Genomic DNA, 18,682 nt, shown 5'->3' with positions numbered 1-18,682 from the left:
CGGCGCGGGGGGCGGCGGCGTCGGGTCCGGCGCCGGCGGCGTCGGCTCCTCAGGCGCGCTGACCGGGGCGGTCGCGGCGTCGTCGGGCGAAGGCTCCGGCTGAGGATTGTCGGCCGGCGCGGCCGCGATCTCGATGTCCGACACGATCGAAACCGGCACCGAACTGACCAGCGGCTTGGGCTCGTCCCGCTCGCGCGGCCACGACACGAAGGCGAGCGCGACCACCCCGGCGTGCAGGGCGATGGAACCGAGGATCGCGGGGCTCGGACGACGCAAGGTCAGCCTCCGGCCGCCGAGGTGAAGCTGGGGGCCGCCGTGGGCGCCGTGTCGGTGATCAGGTTCAGCTTGGTGAAGCCCGAGGCGCTCAGCCGCGCCATCACCCGCGCCACCGCCTGATAGGGCGCCCGGCCGTCGGCGCGCACGAAGACCGGACGCTGCGTCGCCTGTTCGGATCCGCCCGCCTCGGTCAGCAGCCGCGTGGCCAGGTCGTCGAACGAGGTCTCGCCCTCGCCGATGAAGATCGCCCCCTGCTGGTCGACCGAGACCGTCAGCGGCTCATTGTCCGTCTCGACCGCGCTGGCGTCCGTCTGCGGCAGCTCCAGCGGCACGCCCACTGTCAGCAAGGGCGCCGAGATCATGAAGATGATCAGCAGCACCAGCATCACGTCGACCAGCGGCGTGACGTTGATCTCGGTCAGGGGGGCCTTGCGCCCGCGTCTGCCGCGACGGCCGTGTCCTGCGCCGCCGCCTCCGCCCAGCGCCATGGCCTAGAGGCTCCGGTTCAGGTTGAGGCCCGACGACGGGACCGGCGGCGGAGGCGGCGCCGAGGGGCCGCCCAGCCGGCGCGCCACGGCCGCCTGCAGATCGTCGGCGAAGCTTTCCAGCCGTCCGGTGAACTTGCCCGCGTCGATCGAGAACTTGTTGTAGGCGATATAAGCCGGGATCGCCGCGCCCAGGCCGATGGCGGTGGCGAACAGGGCCTCGGCGATGGCCGGCGCCACGGTGGTCAGGTTGGTGTTGCCCGCCGCGGCGATGCGGTCGAAGGCGTTCATGATCCCCCACACCGTGCCGAACAGGCCGATGAAGGGCGAGGCGGTGGCCACGATCGACAGGACGCCAAGGCCGCTTTCGATCCGCTGGCCCTCGCGCGCGACCAGGCTGTCCATGGCCCGGTCGATGCGGGTCATCAGCAGTTCGCCCTGGTGCTCGTTCAATGCGCCGCGCTGGCGCGCCTCGCGCCAGTCGGACAGGGCGATCACCAGCATGCGCGGCAGGGCGTGCTCGGGATTGGGCCCGGCCTGGGCGGCCACGTCCTCCAGCGAGCGGCCGGATTGCACCGCCTTTTCAAAGTCGTCGGCCTGGCGGTTCAGACGCGTGAAGCGCACGGCCTTGTCGATGATGATCGTCCAGGACCACAGCGAGGCCAGCGCCAGGCCGATCATGACGCTCTTCACCACCCAGTCGGCGGTCAGAAACAGTTCGACCGGATTGAGCATGGAGGCGTCGGCGGGCGGGGTCATTCAGGCGCTCCGGCAGGAATCGGGATCAGTCGCGCCCTATCCAGCGAGCGGGCGTGACCTTTGTGTGGCGGGGTCTAGCGGCGCGCGCGGGCCCCGTCATCTGACAGGGGCGTCATCACGGTTAAGGAAAGCTTACCGGGACGCCGACGGGCTGTCGGGATCCGCTTCGGCCGAGGTTCGCGCGCCGGCCAGCCAGGGCGTGACCTTCTCCACCAGCCCCCGCGTCGGACGGCGCGGCCGCCCGTCCAGATGGATGCAGACGGCGGTGACGTCGGCGCGGCACAGCACCTCTCCGGCGCGTTCGACCGACTGTCGGATGATCAGCCGCACCCCCTTCACCGCCTCATAGACGGTGCGCACCACCAGGGCGTCGTCGATGCGCGCCGGCTTCAGGTAGCGAAGGTTCAGTTCCGACACGACGAAGGCCAGCGGCTGGTCCTCCTCCAGCAGGTCGGCGTGGCCGACGCCGATGGCGCGCAGGAAGTCCGACCGCCCGCGCTCGAAATAGCGGACATAGTTGGCGTGATAGACCAGGCCGGTGAAGTCGGTGTCCTCGTAATAGACGCGCACGGGCAACAGGTGATCGCGCCCGTCGAAGCGGCCGGCGGTGGGGAGGTCGTCGGTCATGGCGCCAGTCTAGCGCGCCGGCGGCGCGGTCAGGAAGCCGGGGCAGTACCGCTGACGCATCTCGGCGAATTCGGTCGGCAGCGGATCGTCGCTGAACAGGATGCGGTTGGGCGTCGAGACGAAGCCGACGGCCGGCCCCCCGCGCGTCCGGCCCACATAGCCGCACACGGCGCGGCGCTGGCCCGCCTCGGCGTAGCGCAGCTCGGCGCCGGCCCCCGCCTGGTCGCGGATCTGGCGCGCCATGCGGTCCTGCGGCGATTCGGGCTGGGGCAGGCGGGTTTGGTGCGACCACGTCCAGGCGCCGATCGCGACCAGAAGCGCCAGCACGCCGCCCAGCATCAGGGTCAGCGGTCGGGGTCGAAAGACCAGGCGACGGGGCGTTGGCGTCTCCATCGGGCGATGATGCACCGAATGCGACGCCCCGCAAACCTCACCGGTCGTCGAACAGGTCCCCGGGCCCAGGGGCGGGCGCAGGGCCGGGCGGCGGCGTCAGGCCCAGATGGGCGTAGGCCTTGGCGCAGGCCATTCGTCCACGCGGCGTGCGCATGATGAACCCCTGCTGCAGCAGATAGGGCTCGATCACGTCCTCGACCGCGTCCCGCGCCTCGGCGATGGCCGCCGCCAGCGTTTCCATCCCCACCGGCCCGCCGCCATAGTTCTCGATCAGCGCCTTGAGGAACCGCCGGTCCAGGCTGTCCAGCCCCGCCTCGTCCACCTCAAGCCGCGCCAGCGCCCGCGCCGCAACCAGCTTGGAGATCGTCTCGGCGCCCTCGGCTGAGGCGAAGTCCCGCACCCGCCGCAGCAGCCGCCCGGCGATCCGGGGCGTGCCGCGCGCCCGCGAGGCGATCTCGCGCGCGCCGTCCTCGTCTATGCCGGCGCCCATCTTTCGCGCCGTGCCGCGCACCACCGCCGTCAGCTCGTCGGGCGTGTAGAACTCCAGCCGCAGCGGAATGCCGAACCGGTCCCTGAGCGGCGTGGCCAGCAGCCCCGCCCGCGTGGTCGCCCCCACCAGGGTGAAGGGCGCCAGGTCGATCCGCACCGAGCGCGCCGACGGCCCCTCGCCGATGATCAGATCCAGCACATGGTCCTCCATCGCCGGATAAAGGATCTCCTCGACCTGGGGGTTCAGCCGGTGGATCTCGTCGATAAACAGGACGTCGCGCGGCTCCAGATTGGTCAGGATCGCGGCAAGGTCGCCCGCCTTGGCCAGGATCGGCCCCGAGGTGGCCCGAAAACCCACGCCCAGCTCGCGCGCCACGATCTGCGCCAGCGTCGTCTTGCCCAGCCCCGGCGGTCCGAACAGCAGCACATGGTCCAGCGCCTCGGCCCGCCCGCGCGCCGCGTCGATGAAGACCTTCAGATTGCCCTTGGCCTGCGACTGGCCGACGAACTCCGACAACGTCTGCGGCCGCAGCGCCCGATCGTATGTTTCGCCGGTCTCGGCTTCCGGAGAGATGACGCGGGTCATTCGACGCCTCCAGCCCTTCTCCCCTCGGAGGAGACGGCACCTCGCGGAACGAGACGGATGAGGGAGCCGCCGGAAACGTGCAGGCGCTCAGGGTCGACAAACGAACGAACCCCCCTCACCGCCCCAGCTCCTGCAGGGCCGCGCGGATCACCGCCGACAGCTCCGCCTCTTCGCCCAGGCGGATCAGGGCCTGATCCACCGCCCGGCGCGCATTCACCTCGGCCACGCCCAGGCCCAGCAGGGCCGAAACCGCCTCGCCGGCCAGGGACGGCGGCGGCGGCGCGGCCTCGACGTGCACGCCCGGCGCGGACGGCGTGAAGCTGACCTCGCCCAGAGGCTTGCCCTTCAGTTCGGTGACGATGCGCAGCGCCAGTTTCGGCCCCACGCCGTTGGCGCGCGCCACCGCGGCCTTGTCCTCGCGCGCCACGGCCCCGGCCAGTTCGCCCGGCGGCAGCACGTCCAGCACCGCCAGCGCCGCCTTGGGCCCCACGCCCTGAATGGCCAGCAGCGTCGTGAACGCCCGCCGCTCGTCGCGCGTCAGAAAGCCGTAGAGGCGCGGACCCGCATCCTCGCTCCACTGCGAATGCACATGCACCGTCGCCTCGTCGCCCGGCGCCGGCAGCCGGCCCAGCGTCCGTGCGCCGCAGGACACGACATAACCGACCCCGGCGCAGTCGATCAGACAGTGGTCCAGATCGACCTCCGCCAGCACGCCCCGCAAGCGGCCGATCACGCCGCCCCCCGATGCATCGCTTCCAGCAAGGACCGCTTCCTCAGTTGCGCATGGGTGATCGCCACGGCCAGCGCATCCGCCGCGTCCGCCTTCACCTCCCCGGCGGTCGGCAGCAGCCGCCTCACCATGAAGGCGATCTGGCTCTTGTCCGCGTGGCCGGCCCCGACCACCGCCTTCTTGATCAGGTTCGGCGAATATTCCGCGACCGGCAGGCCGGCGCGCGCCGGCGCCAGCATGACCGCCGCCCGCGCATGGCCCAGCTTCAGGGTCGAGGACGGGTTCACGTTCACGAACACCTCCTCCACCGCCGCCTCGTCGCAGCCGTGCTCGGCGCAGACCGCGCCCACCTGTTCGAGCAGGTGCAGCAGACGTTCGGCGAACGGCGCGGTCTCCGACGGCGTCACCACCCCGTGGGCGACCCAGCGCAGCCGCGCGCCCTCGGCCACGATCACGCCCCAGCCGGTGCGCCGCAGGCCGGGGTCCAGCCCGATGATTCTGACAGGTTCGTTCGCCATCCGTTCCCCTCATGCCGCAAAGAGGGTTATCGGGCAATGAATCCTTCAGTCGTCGCGCGGATCGAGGCGATAGGCGATCACCCCCGGGGTCGCGGCCAGGCGTTCGGCCAGATCTTTCAGCTGGGGCTCGGTGGCCGCCTTCAGCCGCCACGTCCGTCGCATCCGGCCGCCGTCCATCAGCTCGAAACGGTCGTGCCGGGCTTGCGGATCAACGGCCTTCAGCGCGGCCTCGACCGCCGGCTCGGGCGAGGCGGCGCTGCGGACCCAGCAGATTTCGGCGTCGACGACGGTCCGCGCGGGCAGGCGGGCCGAAATCAGCCTCAGGCCAACCAGGATCAGCGCCGTCACGACCGTGCCCGTCGCCCCCAGGCCATACAGCCCGGCGCCGAACAGAAGGCCGATCGCCGAGGTGATCCACAGCGAGGCCGCCGTGGTCAGGCCGTGGATCGAAAAGCCCGTCCTGAAGATCACCCCTGCGCACAGGAAGCCGATCCCGGTCAGGACACCGTGCGCCATCCGCGTCGGATCGGTGACGATGTTCTCGTCCGGCAGGGCGCGGAAGGCCCAGTCCGCCTGGGACATGGCCGCCAGCATCAGCAGCGCCGACGCCAGGCTGACCAGGATGTGGGTGCGGAAGCCCGCCGCCCGACCGCGCCATTCGCGCTCGAAGCCGATCACCCCGCCGGCGATGACCGCGCCCAGGATCGGCAGGACGGCGCCTTCGAGACTAGTCGGATTCATGCGCCTTCAACGAAGCGGCGCAGCCGGATGTTCCGTGATCGGAGCATCAGCCGTTCTTCTCGATATAGGTCTCCGGGTCCTTGTTGACCGGCTTGACCCCGGTGATGTGCTCGGCCTCGAAGGCGGCGAACTTCACCGCAAGCGCATGGCGCGTCTCCACGTCGGCGTTCATGCGGAAGTCGGTCAGGCCCTGCCGCTCTTCTTCGCCCATGTGCTTGGAGTTGACGACGTTCGCCTCGCCCACGGCGTCGAACCAGGCCTTGGTCCCGACGGCGTGCCGCTCGACCGCCTTGACCGCGTCGCGCAGCTTGTTGTGGTCCTCGATGGCGTCCTCGGTCTCGCCCTCGACCGTGCCGTCCTCGGCGTCGTTGGCGCCCTCGCCCTGTTTGAGTAGTTCGGGGTAGAAGAACCGCTCCTCGGCTTCGGCGTGCACGTCCAGGAACGCCGACAATCTCAGCCACACCGCACTCAGCGCATCCACGTCTTGGGGATCGATCTGTTCGATGATCGCGAACAGCCGGCGCTGTTCGGCATGGTCGTCGAGGATCAGCTGGGTGATGTCCATGGAAAGGGCTCCGGGTCGTGACGGTGACGCTCGGTTACGCCCCGGCATCCGACCGGTTCCCTGCAAACGACTCGCTTGCGCCGCGTGACCCGCTCCTCAGTCGATACGGAAGCGCATCGTAAACCGGAACGTCGCATCAGACGGCTCGCCGTCCACGATCTGGGGCGACAGGCGGGCGCCCGACATGGCGGCCAGGGCCGCCGCGCCGAATCCATGACCGGACGGCTCTTCGGACAGGATGCGGCAGTCCGACGCCCGGCCGGTCGTCAGGGCCGTGCACTCCAGCGCCACCGAGGCTTCCTCGACATCGGCGCGTATCCCCTCGGCCGGAAAGTCGGGCCGGGGCGGACGAATCCAGGACACCGCCGTCACCGGCACGCCGTCGTCATCGACCGGCGGGGGCGCATAGCTTTCCGGCGGGGTCACGGGCTCGGTGCGCACGGTGGTGACCCGAACCAGATCGTCGTCGGGGTTCGCCCGCAGGGCCTCCTGGACCGAAGCGAACAACCGATCGGCGCCTCGCCCAGCCCCCTGGAGCGCGCGGTCGATCAGCACGCTGGCCAGGTAGGCGACAAGAAGGATCACGCCGATGGCGCCGGCCCAGGCGCCGATCTTGATCCATAGCCAACGCGCGCCCTCGAGGGGCGGCGTGGTCGATCCCGGAAGGTCCGGCCTGTCGCTGTCGCCTGGGCTTTTGTCCGGGCTCATGTAGACCCCGTCCTTGATCAGCCCGCGTACTTGGCCGCGTCCTCTTCCGAGATGTCCTCGTTCGAATAGACGTTCTGCACGTCGTCCTCGGCGTCCAGCGCGTCCAGCAGCTTGAACAGGGTGCCGACGGCGTCGCCGGTGACCGGCACTTCCGACTGGGGCTTCCAGACGATGGCGGTGGACTTCGGATCGCCCAGCACCTTGGACATGGCCTCGGCGACGTCGTTCAGGTCCTCAAAGGCGGTCCAGATCGTGTGGCCCGGCGCGTCCTCGTAGATGTCGGGCTTGACCAGGTCGCTCTCGACGTCCTGCGCGCCGGCCTCGATGGCGGCCTCCATGACGGCGTCCTCGCTGCCGGCCTCCGCGGCGTAGGTGATCTTGCCGACCTTGTCCCACATGAAGGCGACCGAGTTCATCTCGCCCAGCGCCCCGCCGTTCTTGGAGAAGGCGGCGCGGATGTTGGAGCCCGCGCGATTGCGGTTGTCGGTCAGGGCCTCGACGATGATGCCCACGCCGCCGGGACCGCGGCCCTCGTAGCGGATTTCCTCCATCGTGTCGGCGTCGCCCGACGTCGCCTTGTTGATGGCGCGCTGGATCACGTCCTTGGGCAGGCTTTCCGCCTTGGCGTTGTTCACCGCCAGGCGCAGGCGCGGGTTCATGGCCGGGTCCGGCAGGCCCGACTTGGCCGCCACGGTGATGTCCCGCGACAGCTTGGAGAACAGCTTGGAGCGCGCGGCGTCGGCGCGCCCCTTGCGGTGCATGATGTTCTTGAACTTGGAATGGCCGGCCATGGGATCGTCTTCGAGTCTGAACCTGAGCCGCGCCTCCTAGCGGATGGGCGGCATCGTGTCACGACCGGGCGCTTGCGCGGGAACCGTCGCCGTGCGCACGGATTGAACCGGCACGAAATACGGAGCACGCCCATGACCGCCCCCGACGTCATCATCGAGGATCACGAGGACGAGGCCTTCGACGACGCCGACATCGTCGAATGGTACGAGGCTCGCCCGATCACCCTGTCGACCGCCGCCGTCACCGGCGCCGTGGTCACCGCCTTCGCCCTGGGGGCCCTGACCGCCGTCGGCGCCCTGTTCCTGATCGGCCGGTTCGACGACTGAGACCCGGCGATCGGCGCGCCGATCGTCAGATCGGCATCGCCATGATTTCCTTGTAGGCCGAGATCACCTGGTCGCGCACCGAGATCACCGTCTCCAGCGACGCCTCGGCCGAGCTCAGCGCGGTCACGACGTCGATCAGATTGCCCTGGCCCGCGATGGCCTGGGTCATCTGCGTCTCGGCGGCCCGCGACTGCTGCGACATGTCGGTCATGGCGTTCTTGACCAGATCGGCGAAGCCCCCGTCGCCCGCCTGGGGCGCCGGCGTGGCCGTCGGCATGGCGCCGCCCTGGACGGCGGCGTAGGCGCGGGCGGCCATCATCGGATTCATGGCTCAGGCCCTCAGCGCTTGATGATGTCGAGGGTGCGCATGTCCATCGACCGCGCCGTCTCGATGACGTTCAGATTGGCCTCATAGGCGCGTTGCGCCTCGCGCATGTCCATGGCCTCGACCAGGGTGTCCACATTGGGCCGCATCACATACCCCTGCGCGTTCGCGGCCGGGTGCGACGGATCGTACTCCATCTTGAAATCGCTCTCGTCGGGCCGCACCTCGGCCAGGGCCACGCCGGTCGCGCCCGCCACCTCGCGCGGCTGGAACACCGGCGTCTGGCGGCGATAGGGCTCGCCGCCCGGCGTCCGCGCGGTCGACTGGGCGTTGGCGATGTTCTCGGCGATGATCCGCATGCGCGACTGCTGCGCCTTCAGGGCGGAGGCGGCCACGGCCATGGCGGAGTTGGACGGCGGGATCGGATCCGGCATCGGTCAGCGCTTCCTTATCCCTGGCCCGGCTTCTTGGCGGCCAGGCGGATCATCGACATGGACTTCTGGTAAAAGCCGATGGCGGCGTCATAGGCCATGCGGCTCTCGGCCATCTTCAGCATCTGCTCCTCGACCACCACCGAATTGCCGTCCAGCGTGGTCTCCGAATCCGGCGCCTTGGTCGGGTCGAACCGCACGGGCGATCCGGCCGGCGCAATATGGGCCGCATTGGTGCGCGTCATCGTCAGGCGGCGGTCGCGCAGGGCGGCGGCGAAATCGGTCGGCTGGCGCAGGTCGCGACCGACGTAGCCGGGCGTGTCGGCGTTGGCGACGTTCGAGGCGATGACCCGCTGGCGCTCGTCCAGCCAGCCCAGGCGGCCCTTGATCTGGCCCAGCAGCGGTATGTCGGCGACGCCCATGGCGGTCTCCCGGCGCCCCCGTCGGGCGCGATGGGCAGAAAATGCCGCGCCCATGGTTAATAGGCCGTTATCTCAACCGCTCGTTAACCCTGCCGGTTAAGACTTGCCCCAGCGCGCCGCACGACTTGGGGTTTGGGCGCGGGGCCGTCCTGATGAATTTCCTCGACCTTCTTCGCGCCGTCTTCGGCCTGGCCTTCACCTTGGGCCTGATCGGCCTGGCCGCCTGGGCGGTTCGCCGCTACGCGCCCCAGCTGATGGCCCGCCTTCAGGCCCCGCGCGGCGAGCGTCGTCTGCAGGTGGTCGAGACCCTGGTGCTGGATCCCGCCCGCCGCCTGATCCTGGTCCGCGTCGACGACGAGGAGCGGCTGATCCTTCTGGGCGAGGGTCGCGAACTGATCGAGCCCCGCCAGCCGGGGGGCGGCAAGTGAGCGGCTCAGACATTCTCCCTCCCCCCGCGGGGGAGGGTGGCCGAGCGATGCGAGGTCGGGTGGGGGCGGCAAGGCGATCCATCGCGGACCTGTTCGGCGTCGGCTCGCGTGATGTCGCCGGGCCGCCCCCACCCGGTCGCTCCGCGACCACCCTCCCCCGCCGGGGGAGGGAGACGATCTTCTCGAGCCCCACCGCCGCCGAGCTGAAGCGCGCGGCCCTGCTGTCGCTGTTCACCACCCTGGTCTGCCTGGCCTGGCCGATCGCGGCCCTGGCCCAGGAGGCGGCCCAGTCCGGCTCGGCGATCAACATCGACCTGGGTTCGGGCGCCGGCCTGACGCAGCGCGTCGTGCAGCTGATCGGCCTGATGACGGTGCTGTCGCTGGCGCCGTCCATCGTCATCATGACCACCAGCTTCGTGCGGATCGTGGTCGTGCTGTCGCTGCTGCGCACGGCGCTGGGCCTGCAGCAGTCGCCGCCCAACGCGGTTCTGGTCTCCCTGGCCCTGTTCCTGAGCGCCATCGTCATGGCCCCGACCTGGCAGGACGCCTATGATTCGGGGGTGCGGCCGCTGCTGGATCAGCAGATGGAGCTGCCCCAGGCGTTCGACGCGGCCTCCGAACCTGTGAAAACTTTCATGCTGTCCCAGGTGGACCAGTCGGACCTGGCGCTGTTCACCCGCCTGAGCCGCCTCGACACCCCCCAGAACCTTCAGGACCTGCCGCTGCGCGTGGTCACGCCCGCCTTCATGATCAGCGAGCTGAAGACCGCCTTCGAGATCGGATTTCTTCTTTTCGTTCCGTTTCTTGTGATCGATCTGGTGGTGGCCAGCGTGCTGATGTCCATGGGCATGATGATGCTGCCGCCGGTGGTGGTGTCCCTGCCCTTCAAGCTGATCTTCTTCGTGCTGGTGGACGGCTGGCGGCTGGTCGCCGGAAGCCTGGTCGAGAGCTTCCAGCGGGGCGCCGGAGGGGGATAATCCCCCGCCCCGCAAGGCTTTGCGCGTTTTCGGCGCTTGCAAAGCTGTCGGAAATCCGCGTTGATCCGCCCGTCCTCGCCCTGAATTGGGCGACTAACACTGGAAACGCTTCTCATGACCACTCAAGCCGAACTGATCGCCGCCGTCGCCAAGGACGCCGGTGTTTCGCAGGCCGACGCCGGCAAGGTGCTGACCGCCATCGTCGAGAACATCCACAAGTCCCTGAAGTCGGGCGGCGACGTCCGCATCTCGAACCTGGGCGTCTTCGACACCGCCGCCCGCGCCGAGCGCGAAGGCCGCAACCCGGCCACTGGCGCGACCATCAAGATCGCCGCCTCCAAGGCCGTGCGCTTCCGCGTCTCCAAGCCGCTGAAGGACGCCGTCAACGGCTAAGGCTTCGGTGGTCCCGTCTTCGGGATCGAAGAAAGCTTACGAACGGGCGGGGGTCGCGGCGCGATCTCCGCCCGTTTCCGTTCTGAAGTCCGCCTTGGCCTTCTCGACCCAGCCGACGAAGGTGTCGGCGCCGGTCGACAGGGCGGCGAAGTCGGCGGCCCCGGCCACGCCCGACAGGCTGTCGTCCAGCGACACCCGGATCGCATTGGCCGACCGCGCCCGGTCCAGGAACGGCCGGTACTGGCTGTTCAGCCGTTGCAGCGCCGCCCGGTCGCCCGCCAGCGAATAGCCGACCCCGGCCCGCACCAGCCAGCTTTCCTCGGCCTGCGACAGCGCCGCGCCCGTGTCGCGATACCGGGTCCCCAGCCGCGCCTCGTAGATCGCGGCCGCCTCGGGCCACTTCTGCTGTTTCCACAGGATGTCGCCCCGCACCTCGCGCGCGGGGTCGGACTGGTCGCGGTCCAGCACCTCCAGCGCATGGTCGAACCGGCCCAGGTCCATCAGCGCCCGCGCCTCCAGCGCCCGGCGCTCGGCGTTCATGGCCGTCGGCAACAGGGTGGTGCGCGAGCTCCAGATGGCCTGCAGCGCCTTCTCCGGCTGACGGTCCATCAGATAGACGGTGGCCAGGTTGGTGGCGACCTGGGCCTTGGCCACGCCGTCCAGCCGTTCGTCGACCTGGTGCTTCAGCAGCTCGGCGGCCTGATCCAGCAGGTCCACGTCGACCAGACGCCGCGCCAGCCGGCGCACCATCTCGTCGCCGTCGGCCCCGATCGGGGTCAGCTCGCGGAAGTCGTAGAACAGGGCCAGCGCCTGAACCGGCTGCAGGCCGTCGGCGGCGCCGTCCAGGAACAGGGCGCGGAAGGCGCTCGACTGGTCCGCCATCAACTCGGTCGCGCCCGGCACGCGGGCCATGCGCTTGCCGGCGCCGCGCAGCGCGTCCAGCGCCTCGCGATAGCGGCCGCGCTGCAGATAGATGTTCGACAGCTTGCGGATGACCGCCAGCTCGATGCCGTCGCCGCGCCAGCGCCATTTCAGCTGCTCCAGCTGCTGGGCGGCCTGATCCGGCGTGATCACGCCCTTTTCCATCTCCAGCCCGACGGCGCCCAGCCGCGCGGGGGTGGCGACGGCTTCCAGCGGCGCGCGCGCGACGGCCTTGTAGACCGCCAGCGCCCGGTCCTTGTCGCCGGTCAGATCGAACAGCCGGGCCTGAACCAGGCGGGCGGTCAGCTGATCCGCCGCCGCGGCGTCCTGGCTGAAGACATAGGCCAGCAGCTGGCGCGCGGCGGGCAGGTCGTTGGTCTCGATCGCCGCCATGGCGTGGGCCGCGCCGAAGCGGGCCCGCCACTCCTTGGGAAAGTCGTCGATCACCGAGGCCGCGTCCGCGAAGGCGCGCCGCGCCCCCTCCCAGTCGCCCTGTTCGGCGGCGATATAACCCTGCCAGGCCTTGGTCGCGGGATCCCTCGCCAGGGCCGCGCCGGCGAAATCGGCCTGCGCCTCCTCCAGCCGCCCGACGCCGATGCGGGCGACCCCGCGCAGGCCGCGAACCTCCGGCTCGCCCAGCATGTTGGGCGCCTTGGCGACCAGGGCGTTCAGCAGGCCGATGGCCTCGAAATTCAGCCCCGATCCCACCAGGAACCGCGCCAGCGCCAGGCGCGCGGCGATGGGCGCGCGCGGGTCGCCGTCTGCGGCGATGGTCTCCAGCCCGGCGGCGTCCTGCAGCCGGCGATAGCGGTCGGAGAAGCCGGCCTCGCCGACCGCGGCCCAGTCGCTCAGGATCAGGGCGGGATGATCGGCCTTGCGCGGAGCGTCGGCCCCCGGGTCGGCCGCCTCCAGCAGGGCCGACGGCGGGGACAGGGTCAGGCCCCTGGGCCGGCTGAGGGTGACCAGGTCGCCCGCGGCCTCGATCTGCAGGTCGTCGGTCGGCGTCTCGACCGCCAGCCCCTGCGCGGTCGGCAGCAGGACCAGGTCGACCGTGCGGCGTTTCTCGGCGAACCCCTTGCCCGGCGCCAGGGCGGTGACGGCGGCGAAGCGCTCGCCGACCAGCGGATCCGTCAGCCAGACCGTCCGGGTCGCCCCGGCCATCCGCGCCGTCAGCACCGGCGCGCCGTCCTCGGACCGGTCGATCTCGACCCCGCGCGCGCCGGCGGGCGGTCCCCCCAGGGTCACGGTCCAGGTCCCGCCCTGGCCTTCGGCAGACAGGGCCAGCCCCTCGGGCGCGGTCAGACGCACGACCGTATAGTCCGGCCCGGCGGCCCAGCGGGCGTCGCGCGCGGGCCCCAGCGCGCGGGCCCCGGTCAGGTCCATCCGCGCGGCGGTGTCGAATACGATCCAGACGGCCTCGCCCCGCCGGAAGACCGCGGCGGCGACCGGCGCGGCCCACTCGAAGGTCAGGACCGTCTTGTCCTCGCTGGCCACGGCGCGCACCGGCACGACCGACCCGGCGGCCGCGGCCCGCTCCTCCGGCGTCGGCTCGGGCGCCTTGCCCGGCGCATAGAGGTTCAGCCAGACGCGGCCGTCGGCGACGCCGGAGCGCGCCTCGGCCCCCTCGGCCAGGGTGATGATCAGGTCGGTTCCGCCGCGCGCGCTGCGCGTCTCGACGGCCTTCACGCTCTCGGGCGGATCGACCTTCAGCCGCGAGACGTCGGGCGCCGCCGTGACGCCCATGCGGACCACGACCCGGTCGCCGTCGCGCCGCACCTGGCTGCGCACGCCGATGACCCCGCCGAACTCCAGCCGCGTGAAGGCGCTGGACTGGCCGATGTCGATCGAGAAGGGCGGGCCGGCGCGCGTCGATTCCTGCGCCAGCGGCGCCAGGGGCGCGAACGCGACGGCGCCGGCCGCGGCGGCGGCCACGGTCGTGTTCAGTATGCGTTTGCTGGCCAGGACCCCGGACATGTCCGTCCAGTCCATGGCGGAAAGCCCTTTAATCGCGGTTAACCGCCGTTCACCGGAGAGTTACGGATAGGACCGTTCGTCCTAGCGACATCCTCGGCGCGAGGGCGCAGGATGACCGGATGGAATTTCCCCGCCTCAGCACCCTGAAAACCGGCCTGGCCTGCCGCTGCCCGCGCTGCGGCAAGGGTCCGCTGTTCAAGGGCTATCTGTCGCTGCGCCCGTCCTGCCCGGTCTGCGGCCTGGACTATGGTTTCGCCGATCCGGCGGACGGCCCGGCCTTCTTCGTCATGTCCGGCGCGGGCCTGATCGGCATGGTCTTCATGATGGTCTTCGAGTTCACCGTCCATCCGCCGGTCTGGGTCCACGCGATCGTCACCCTGCCGCTGCTGGTCGCCCTGTGCCTGGGATCGCTGCGCCCATTCAAGAGCTGGTTGATCGCCGAACAGTACGTCCACAAGGCCGCCGAGCCGACCTTCGAGAGCGTGGGCAAGCACGGCGACTGAACCGGCCCTGAGTTGACACGGGCGACCAAACCCTGTGTCAGGCGCGCTCTCAGTCCCGCGTCGTCGCGGAACGCCCTGTGCTGATCCCGTGTCCGAACCCGAAAACCCGCATCTCGACCGTCCCTTGCGGTCCTTCGGCCGCATCAAGGCCCGTCCGATCAAGCCGCGCCAGGCCGCGCTGATGGACACCCTGCTGCCCGCCATCGCCGTCCCCGACCCCAAGGCGGGCCCGCTGGACCCGGCGGCGATGATGCCGGGCGCGACCGAGACGTGGCTGGAGATCGGCTTCGGCGGCGGCGAGCACATGGCCGCCCAGGCCGCCCGCCGTCCGGACGCCCTGGTCATCGGCTGCGAACCGTTCCTGAACGGCGTGGCCTCGGCCCTGCGTCACGTGGACGAGATGGGGCTGAAGAACGTCCGTCTTCACGCCGACGACGCCCGCGACGTGGTCGACGCCCTGCCGGACGCCTCGGTCGACCGGGTGCTGATCCTGTTTCCCGATCCCTGGCACAAGGCGCGCCACAACAAGCGCCGCCTGCTGCAGGACGAGACCGCCCAGGCCTTCGCCCGCATCCTGAAGCCGGGCGGCACGCTGCGCTTCGTCACCGACTGGCTGGACTACGCCGAATGGGCGCTCGAGCGGCTGGAGCGAACGCCGGGCCTCAGCCGGATCGGCGCCGCCGACCAGGACTGGTTCGTCCCCCCGGCTGACCACGTCGTCACCCGCTACGAGGAAAAGAAGCTGGGCGACACGATCCCGATCTTCCTTGAATTCCGGCGCGACGCCAAAGAGGGCTGACAAGCGATCGTGAAGCGCCTATATCGCCTCTCACATCGTTAGACCGGCGTCCAACGGCGTCGTTCCAAGCGGCGGCCCGGATGGACCGCCGCTTTTGTTTTGGACTGATCTCTTTGCGCGCAAAGACCGCACAGGACCGCCAGCTGCTGGAGCTGATCGACCCCGTGGCCGAAAGCCTCGGCCTTGAGGTCGTGCGCGTGCGGCTGATGTCGGGCTCCAGGCGACAACGCCTTCAGGTCATGGCCGAGCGGCCCAGCGACCACGACATCTCGGTCGAGCAGTGCGCCAAGCTGAGCCGCGCGATTTCTGAAATCTTCGACGCCGCCGATCCGATCGCCGGCGAATATCTGCTGGAAGTCTCCTCGCCCGGCATCGACCGTCCGCTGACCCGTCCCATCGACTTCGAGCTGTTCGAGGGCGAGGAGGCGCGGCTCGAGACCGACCGGATGATCGAGGGGCGCAAGCGGTTCAAGGGCGTTCTGGCCGGCTTCGAGGACGGCGACGTCCTGATCGACCTGGACGGCGAGGAAGACACCGCCCTGATCCCCTTCGACTGGCTGAGCGACGCCAAGCTGGTCCTGACCGACGCCCTGATGAAACGGGGCGCCGCCATCCGCGCCGCGCGCGGCGAACCCGAAGACGACGGCCTTCCCGAAGGCGAGGCCGGCGAAACCCCAACCGACACCAAGACCCCTTCTGAGGACAACGCCTGATGGCCGTCACCGGTATTTCCGCCAACCGCCAGGAACTTCTGCAGATCGCCGACGCGGTCGCCCGCGAGAAGAACATCGAGCGCGAGATCGTCATCGAGGCGATCGAAGAGGCGATCCAGAAGGGCGCCAAGTCGCGTTACGGCGCCCACCACGACATCCGCGCCAAGATCGACCACAGGACCGGCGAACTGGCCCTGACCCGTCACGTCACCATCGTCGAGGACGACTGGCAGCCGGAAGACGAGCTGGAGGAGTTCAACGACAGCGCCATGGTGCGCCTGAAGGACGCGCTGAAGCGCGATCCCGAGGCGGTGGTCGGCAAGGAATATGTCGAGACCCTGCCGCCGTTCGAGTTCGGCCGCGTCCAGACCCAGATGGCCCGCCAGGTCGTGACCGGAAAGGTCCGCGAGGCCGAGCGCGCCAACCAGTACGAAGAGTTCAAGGATCGCGTCGGCGAGATCGTCAACGGCACGGTCAAGCGCGTCGAATACGGCAACACCATCGTCGATCTGGGCCGGGGCGAGGGCGTCATGCGCCGCGACCAGTCCATCCCGCGCGAAGTGTTCAACATCGGCGACCGCATCCGCACCTACATCTACGACGTCCGGCCCGAGGCCAAGGGCCCGCAGGTCATGCTGTCGCGCGCCCACCCCGGCTTCATGGCCAAGCTGTTCGCCCAGGAAGTGCCCGAGGTCTATGACGGCGTGATCGAGATCCGCGCCGCCGCCCGCGACTCGGGCTCGCGCGCCAAGATGGCGGTCCTGTCGAACGACAGCTCCATCGATCCGGTCGGCGCCTGCGTCGGCATGCGCGGCTCGCGCGTTCAGGCGGTCGTCGCCGAACTTCAGGGCGAGAAGATCGACATCATCCAGTGGAACCCGGACGAGCCGACCTTCATCGTCAACGCCCTGGCTCCCGCCGAAGTCTCCAAGGTGGTGCTGGACGAAGAAGCCGGCCGCGTGGAAGTCGTGGTGCCCGACGAGCAGCTGTCGCTGGCCATCGGCCGTCGCGGCCAGAACGTCCGCCTGGCCTCGCAACTGACCGGCTGGCAGATCGACATCATCACCGAGGCCCAGGACTCCGAGCGTCGCCAGCGCGAGTTCACCGAGCGCACCGCCCTGTTCCAGGAAGCCCTGGACGTCGACGAGGTCATCGCCCAGCTGCTGGTCACCGAAGGCTTCGCCACGGTCGAGGATCTGGCCTTCGTGGAGGCCTATGAGGTCGCCGAGATCGAAGGCTTCGACGAGGACACCGCCGAGGAGCTGCAGGCCCGCGCCCGCGAATTCCTGGACAAGAAGGCCGCCGAGCTGGACGCCAGGCGCACCGAATTGGGCGTCGAGGACGCCGTGCTGGACGTGCCGGGCGTGACCCTGGCCATCGCCGTCGCCCTGGGCGAAGGCGGCGTCAAGACGGTCGACGACCTGGCCGACCTGGCCACCGACGAGATCCGCGGCGGCTATGAGGTCCGCAACGGCGAGCGCGTGAAGGTCCCCGGCGTGCTGGAGAGCTTCAACCTGGCCCAGGAGGACGCCGAGCTGCTGATCCTGCAGGCCCGCGTGGCCGCCGGCTGGATCGACGCTTCGGAACTGCCCCAGCCCGAGCCGGAAGCGTTCGCGGAAGAGGGCGAATACGCCGAGGGCGAATACGATCCGGACCAGGTGTTCGGCGACGCCCCCGCGGACGACGCCTCCGACACGGAGGTCCTCGGCGAGGACTCCTCCGAACCGTCGAACGCGTGATGGGAGACCTGGCCGTCCATGAGCTTGCGCGACGCAACGATCGATAGGGAACGCCGTGACCTGGTCAGCCACCAGGTCATGGATGAATCTCGTCTGATCCGTTTCGTCGCCGGGCCCGATGGCCAGGTGGTTCCCGACCTGGGCAGGAAACTGCCCGGGCGCGGCCTGTGGGTCGAGGCCAGCCGCGCCTCGGTCGAGGCGGCCGTGAAGAAGAACGGCTTCACCCGTTCGGCGAAAACCAAACTGACCGCGCCGGCCGACCTGGCCGATGTCGTCGAGCGGCTGCTGGTCCGGCGCTGTCTCGACCAGCTGGGTCTTGCCCGACGCGAAGGCGTGCTTATCTCAGGCTTCGAGAAGTCCGCCGCGAGCCTCCGCTCTGGCAAGGCCGCCTGGGTCATCGAGGCCGCCGACGGGGCCGCCGACGGGCGTGGAAAAATCCTCGCCCTGGCCCGCCACCAGACCGCCAAGGTGTGCGGCGCGTTCAGTGCGGACGATTTGAGTTTGGCCCTTGGGCTGGAAAATGCGATACACGCCGTCCTGCTTGCGGGCGGACGGGCCGATCGCTGGACCACAGAGGTCGAACGACTGGCTGGATTTCGGCCGCTTCGCCCCCCTCACTGGGAGACTTCCGGTGACGAGGACGGATCGGCGGGAGCGCTCCCCACAGGGGCGAACTGAGGATTTTGGCGGGCGCGGGCCTGTCTCCAGGGACGGAGACGGGCTCATGGCCGTTCATGTGCATTGAGACGACGGCGGGCTTTTCCGCCCCAAGTAAAGCGACCGGATGAGCGACGAAAACGACAAGACCAACCAGGGCCAGGGTTCGGGCCAGGGCAATCAGGGCGGCGCGCCGTCCCAGACGGGGCCGCGCGCCCCGCTGAGCCTGAAGCCGCGCGCCGCGGGATCGGTTTCGACCGGCACCGTGAAGCAGAGCTTCAGCCATGGCCGTTCCAAGACGGTGGTGGTCGAGACCAAGCGCCGCGTCGGCTCCGGCGGTCCGCAACGGCCGCAGGGCTTCGACGTCGCGCGTCCGCGCGGCGACCAGCCGCAGCAGGCCCCGCG

The 18,682-nt window shown here is 70.0% G+C and carries 25 protein-coding genes and 1 pseudogene; 10 read left to right on the top strand and 16 right to left on the bottom strand.

All coding sequences use genetic code 11. The features are described from left to right. The 12 genes and pseudogenes from ACE3PU_RS00545 to ACE3PU_RS00490 form a co-directional block, all read right to left on the bottom strand. Positions 1–276: pseudogene (locus tag ACE3PU_RS00545) on the bottom strand (energy transducer TonB); the annotation flags it as partial. Between the two features lie 2 nt (positions 277–278). Continuing rightward, positions 279–764 (bottom strand): ExbD/TolR family protein, encoded by a 486-nt coding sequence (locus ACE3PU_RS00540; RefSeq protein WP_374385537.1) that lies wholly within the window; start codon positions 762–764, stop codon positions 279–281. A 3-nt stretch (positions 765–767) separates the two neighbouring features. Further along, a complete protein-coding gene (gene tolQ, locus ACE3PU_RS00535) occupies positions 768–1,520 on the bottom strand; it encodes a protein TolQ (protein WP_374385535.1) in 753 nt (250 codons plus the stop codon). A gap of 132 nt (positions 1,521–1,652) precedes the next feature. Beyond that, a complete protein-coding gene (gene ybgC / locus ACE3PU_RS00530; RefSeq protein ID WP_374385533.1) occupies positions 1,653–2,147 on the bottom strand; it encodes a tol-pal system-associated acyl-CoA thioesterase in 495 nt (164 codons plus the stop codon). Between the two features lie 9 nt (positions 2,148–2,156). Next, positions 2,157–2,540 (bottom strand): hypothetical protein, encoded by a 384-nt coding sequence (locus ACE3PU_RS00525; protein WP_374385530.1) that lies wholly within the window; start codon positions 2,538–2,540, stop codon positions 2,157–2,159. Between the two features lie 37 nt (positions 2,541–2,577). Continuing rightward, the gene (gene ruvB, locus ACE3PU_RS00520) at positions 2,578–3,615 is read right to left on the bottom strand and encodes a Holliday junction branch migration DNA helicase RuvB (protein WP_374385528.1); all 1,038 of its coding nucleotides are present in this window, start codon (positions 3,613–3,615) and stop codon (positions 2,578–2,580) included. 115 nt (positions 3,616–3,730) lie between these two features. After that, complete coding sequence (gene ruvA, locus ACE3PU_RS00515; RefSeq protein ID WP_374385526.1) at positions 3,731–4,348, bottom strand: Holliday junction branch migration protein RuvA; 618 nt, start codon at positions 4,346–4,348, stop codon at positions 3,731–3,733. Beyond that, on the bottom strand, positions 4,345–4,863 hold the full coding sequence (gene ruvC / locus ACE3PU_RS00510) for a crossover junction endodeoxyribonuclease RuvC (protein ID WP_374385524.1): 519 nt from the start codon (positions 4,861–4,863) through the stop codon (positions 4,345–4,347). The genes ruvA and ruvC overlap by 4 nt, the downstream gene beginning before the upstream one ends. Positions 4,864–4,908: 45 nt before the next feature. After that, the gene (locus tag ACE3PU_RS00505; protein WP_374385522.1) at positions 4,909–5,604 is read right to left on the bottom strand and encodes an MgtC/SapB family protein; all 696 of its coding nucleotides are present in this window, start codon (positions 5,602–5,604) and stop codon (positions 4,909–4,911) included. A 46-nt stretch (positions 5,605–5,650) separates the two neighbouring features. Beyond that, a complete protein-coding gene (locus tag ACE3PU_RS00500; protein ID WP_374385520.1) occupies positions 5,651–6,169 on the bottom strand; it encodes a hemerythrin domain-containing protein in 519 nt (172 codons plus the stop codon). Between the two features lie 96 nt (positions 6,170–6,265). Then, a complete protein-coding gene (locus ACE3PU_RS00495) occupies positions 6,266–6,877 on the bottom strand; it encodes a TonB family protein (protein WP_374385518.1) in 612 nt (203 codons plus the stop codon). Positions 6,878–6,894: 17 nt separating this feature from the next. Further along, positions 6,895–7,668, bottom strand: coding sequence for a YebC/PmpR family DNA-binding transcriptional regulator (locus tag ACE3PU_RS00490; protein ID WP_374385516.1), 774 nt, complete (start codon positions 7,666–7,668; stop codon positions 6,895–6,897). Positions 7,669–7,800: 132 nt separating this feature from the next. Between ACE3PU_RS00490 and ACE3PU_RS00485 the strand changes: the two genes are divergently transcribed. Continuing rightward, entirely contained in the window at positions 7,801–7,995 is a 195-nt protein-coding gene (locus ACE3PU_RS00485) for a hypothetical protein (RefSeq protein WP_374385514.1), read from the top strand. A 25-nt stretch (positions 7,996–8,020) separates the two neighbouring features. Here the strand turns inward: ACE3PU_RS00485 and fliE are convergent, their stop codons facing one another. Genes fliE through ACE3PU_RS00470 form a run of 3 tightly spaced genes read right to left on the bottom strand, consistent with a single transcriptional unit; the run spans position 8,021 to position 9,173 of the window. Beyond that, the gene (gene fliE, locus ACE3PU_RS00480; RefSeq protein ID WP_374385512.1) at positions 8,021–8,323 is read right to left on the bottom strand and encodes a flagellar hook-basal body complex protein FliE; all 303 of its coding nucleotides are present in this window, start codon (positions 8,321–8,323) and stop codon (positions 8,021–8,023) included. An 11-nt stretch (positions 8,324–8,334) separates the two neighbouring features. Next, on the bottom strand, positions 8,335–8,721 hold the full coding sequence (flgC, locus tag ACE3PU_RS00475; protein WP_374385541.1) for a flagellar basal body rod protein FlgC: 387 nt from the start codon (positions 8,719–8,721) through the stop codon (positions 8,335–8,337). Between the two features lie 47 nt (positions 8,722–8,768). Beyond that, entirely contained in the window at positions 8,769–9,173 is a 405-nt protein-coding gene (locus tag ACE3PU_RS00470; protein ID WP_374385510.1) for a flagellar basal body protein, read from the bottom strand. 152 nt (positions 9,174–9,325) lie between these two features. Between ACE3PU_RS00470 and ACE3PU_RS00465 the strand changes: the two genes are divergently transcribed. The 3 genes from ACE3PU_RS00465 to ACE3PU_RS00455 all read left to right on the top strand — a co-directional run bounded on the left by ACE3PU_RS00465 (position 9,326) and on the right by ACE3PU_RS00455 (position 10,971). After that, the gene (locus ACE3PU_RS00465; RefSeq protein WP_374385508.1) at positions 9,326–9,601 is read left to right on the top strand and encodes a FliO/MopB family protein; all 276 of its coding nucleotides are present in this window, start codon (positions 9,326–9,328) and stop codon (positions 9,599–9,601) included. 176 nt (positions 9,602–9,777) lie between these two features. Beyond that, a complete protein-coding gene (fliP, locus tag ACE3PU_RS00460) occupies positions 9,778–10,578 on the top strand; it encodes a flagellar type III secretion system pore protein FliP (RefSeq protein WP_374385539.1) in 801 nt (266 codons plus the stop codon). Positions 10,579–10,692: 114 nt separating this feature from the next. Then, the gene (locus tag ACE3PU_RS00455) at positions 10,693–10,971 is read left to right on the top strand and encodes an HU family DNA-binding protein (protein WP_201217035.1); all 279 of its coding nucleotides are present in this window, start codon (positions 10,693–10,695) and stop codon (positions 10,969–10,971) included. A gap of 36 nt (positions 10,972–11,007) precedes the next feature. Here the strand turns inward: ACE3PU_RS00455 and ACE3PU_RS00450 are convergent, their stop codons facing one another. Beyond that, a complete protein-coding gene (locus ACE3PU_RS00450) occupies positions 11,008–13,881 on the bottom strand; it encodes a tetratricopeptide repeat protein (protein ID WP_374385505.1) in 2,874 nt (957 codons plus the stop codon). A gap of 104 nt (positions 13,882–13,985) precedes the next feature. Here ACE3PU_RS00450 and ACE3PU_RS00445 point away from each other — a divergent pair, with 104 nt between their 5' ends. The 6 genes from ACE3PU_RS00445 to ACE3PU_RS00420 all read left to right on the top strand — a co-directional run. Next, on the top strand, positions 13,986–14,369 hold the full coding sequence (locus ACE3PU_RS00445) for a DUF983 domain-containing protein (RefSeq protein ID WP_374385503.1): 384 nt from the start codon (positions 13,986–13,988) through the stop codon (positions 14,367–14,369). Between the two features lie 88 nt (positions 14,370–14,457). Then, on the top strand, positions 14,458–15,168 hold the full coding sequence (gene trmB / locus ACE3PU_RS00440; RefSeq protein ID WP_374385501.1) for a tRNA (guanosine(46)-N7)-methyltransferase TrmB: 711 nt from the start codon (positions 14,458–14,460) through the stop codon (positions 15,166–15,168). Positions 15,169–15,281: 113 nt separating this feature from the next. Beyond that, positions 15,282–15,881 carry a ribosome maturation factor RimP gene (gene rimP / locus ACE3PU_RS00435; RefSeq protein WP_374385499.1) on the top strand — a complete coding sequence of 200 codons (600 nt, stop codon included), beginning with the start codon at positions 15,282–15,284 and terminating at the stop codon, positions 15,879–15,881. Then, entirely contained in the window at positions 15,881–17,620 is a 1,740-nt protein-coding gene (gene nusA, locus ACE3PU_RS00430; protein WP_374385497.1) for a transcription termination factor NusA, read from the top strand. The genes rimP and nusA overlap by 1 nt, the downstream gene beginning before the upstream one ends. 18 nt (positions 17,621–17,638) lie before the next feature. Then, positions 17,639–18,298 (top strand): RNA-binding protein, encoded by a 660-nt coding sequence (locus ACE3PU_RS00425; RefSeq protein WP_374385495.1) that lies wholly within the window; start codon positions 17,639–17,641, stop codon positions 18,296–18,298. A 106-nt stretch (positions 18,299–18,404) separates the two neighbouring features. Then, positions 18,405–18,682: translation initiation factor IF-2 associated domain-containing protein (locus ACE3PU_RS00420; RefSeq protein WP_374385493.1), on the top strand; the 278-nt coding region annotated here is incomplete at its 3' end.

The organism is Brevundimonas sp. (assembly GCF_041911375.1).
GTDB lineage: Bacteria > Pseudomonadota > Alphaproteobacteria > Caulobacterales > Caulobacteraceae > Brevundimonas.
The sequence above is the reverse complement of the archived record's forward strand: the minus strand, read 5'-3'. Positions and strand labels throughout refer to the sequence as shown.

What these genes read in the sequence shown, in the direction of transcription:
- flgC (WP_374385541.1), bottom strand. Translation starts at nt 8,721, where the DNA reads ATGGCCGTGGCCGCCTCCGCCCTGAAGGCGCAGCAGTCGCGCATGCGG.
- tolQ (WP_374385535.1), bottom strand. Translation starts at nt 1,520, where the DNA reads ATGACCCCGCCCGCCGACGCCTCCATGCTCAATCCGGTCGAACTGTTT.
- ACE3PU_RS00425 (WP_374385495.1), top strand. Translation starts at nt 17,639, where the DNA reads ATGAGCTTGCGCGACGCAACGATCGATAGGGAACGCCGTGACCTGGTC.
- ACE3PU_RS00465 (WP_374385508.1), top strand. Translation starts at nt 9,326, where the DNA reads ATGAATTTCCTCGACCTTCTTCGCGCCGTCTTCGGCCTGGCCTTCACC.
- ruvC (WP_374385524.1), bottom strand. Translation starts at nt 4,863, where the DNA reads ATGGCGAACGAACCTGTCAGAATCATCGGGCTGGACCCCGGCCTGCGG.
- ACE3PU_RS00540 (WP_374385537.1), bottom strand. Translation starts at nt 764, where the DNA reads ATGGCGCTGGGCGGAGGCGGCGGCGCAGGACACGGCCGTCGCGGCAGA.
- ACE3PU_RS00525 (WP_374385530.1), bottom strand. Translation starts at nt 2,540, where the DNA reads ATGGAGACGCCAACGCCCCGTCGCCTGGTCTTTCGACCCCGACCGCTG.
- ybgC (WP_374385533.1), bottom strand. Translation starts at nt 2,147, where the DNA reads ATGACCGACGACCTCCCCACCGCCGGCCGCTTCGACGGGCGCGATCAC.
- ACE3PU_RS00450 (WP_374385505.1), bottom strand. Translation starts at nt 13,881, where the DNA reads ATGGACTGGACGGACATGTCCGGGGTCCTGGCCAGCAAACGCATACTG.
- ACE3PU_RS00490 (WP_374385516.1), bottom strand. Translation starts at nt 7,668, where the DNA reads ATGGCCGGCCATTCCAAGTTCAAGAACATCATGCACCGCAAGGGGCGC.
- nusA (WP_374385497.1), top strand. Translation starts at nt 15,881, where the DNA reads ATGGCCGTCACCGGTATTTCCGCCAACCGCCAGGAACTTCTGCAGATC.
- ACE3PU_RS00505 (WP_374385522.1), bottom strand. Translation starts at nt 5,604, where the DNA reads ATGAATCCGACTAGTCTCGAAGGCGCCGTCCTGCCGATCCTGGGCGCG.
- ruvB (WP_374385528.1), bottom strand. Translation starts at nt 3,615, where the DNA reads ATGACCCGCGTCATCTCTCCGGAAGCCGAGACCGGCGAAACATACGAT.
- ACE3PU_RS00445 (WP_374385503.1), top strand. Translation starts at nt 13,986, where the DNA reads ATGGAATTTCCCCGCCTCAGCACCCTGAAAACCGGCCTGGCCTGCCGC.
- fliE (WP_374385512.1), bottom strand. Translation starts at nt 8,323, where the DNA reads ATGAATCCGATGATGGCCGCCCGCGCCTACGCCGCCGTCCAGGGCGGC.
- ACE3PU_RS00485 (WP_374385514.1), top strand. Translation starts at nt 7,801, where the DNA reads ATGACCGCCCCCGACGTCATCATCGAGGATCACGAGGACGAGGCCTTC.
- ACE3PU_RS00495 (WP_374385518.1), bottom strand. Translation starts at nt 6,877, where the DNA reads ATGAGCCCGGACAAAAGCCCAGGCGACAGCGACAGGCCGGACCTTCCG.
- ACE3PU_RS00500 (WP_374385520.1), bottom strand. Translation starts at nt 6,169, where the DNA reads ATGGACATCACCCAGCTGATCCTCGACGACCATGCCGAACAGCGCCGG.
- ACE3PU_RS00470 (WP_374385510.1), bottom strand. Translation starts at nt 9,173, where the DNA reads ATGGGCGTCGCCGACATACCGCTGCTGGGCCAGATCAAGGGCCGCCTG.
- ACE3PU_RS00455 (WP_201217035.1), top strand. Translation starts at nt 10,693, where the DNA reads ATGACCACTCAAGCCGAACTGATCGCCGCCGTCGCCAAGGACGCCGGT.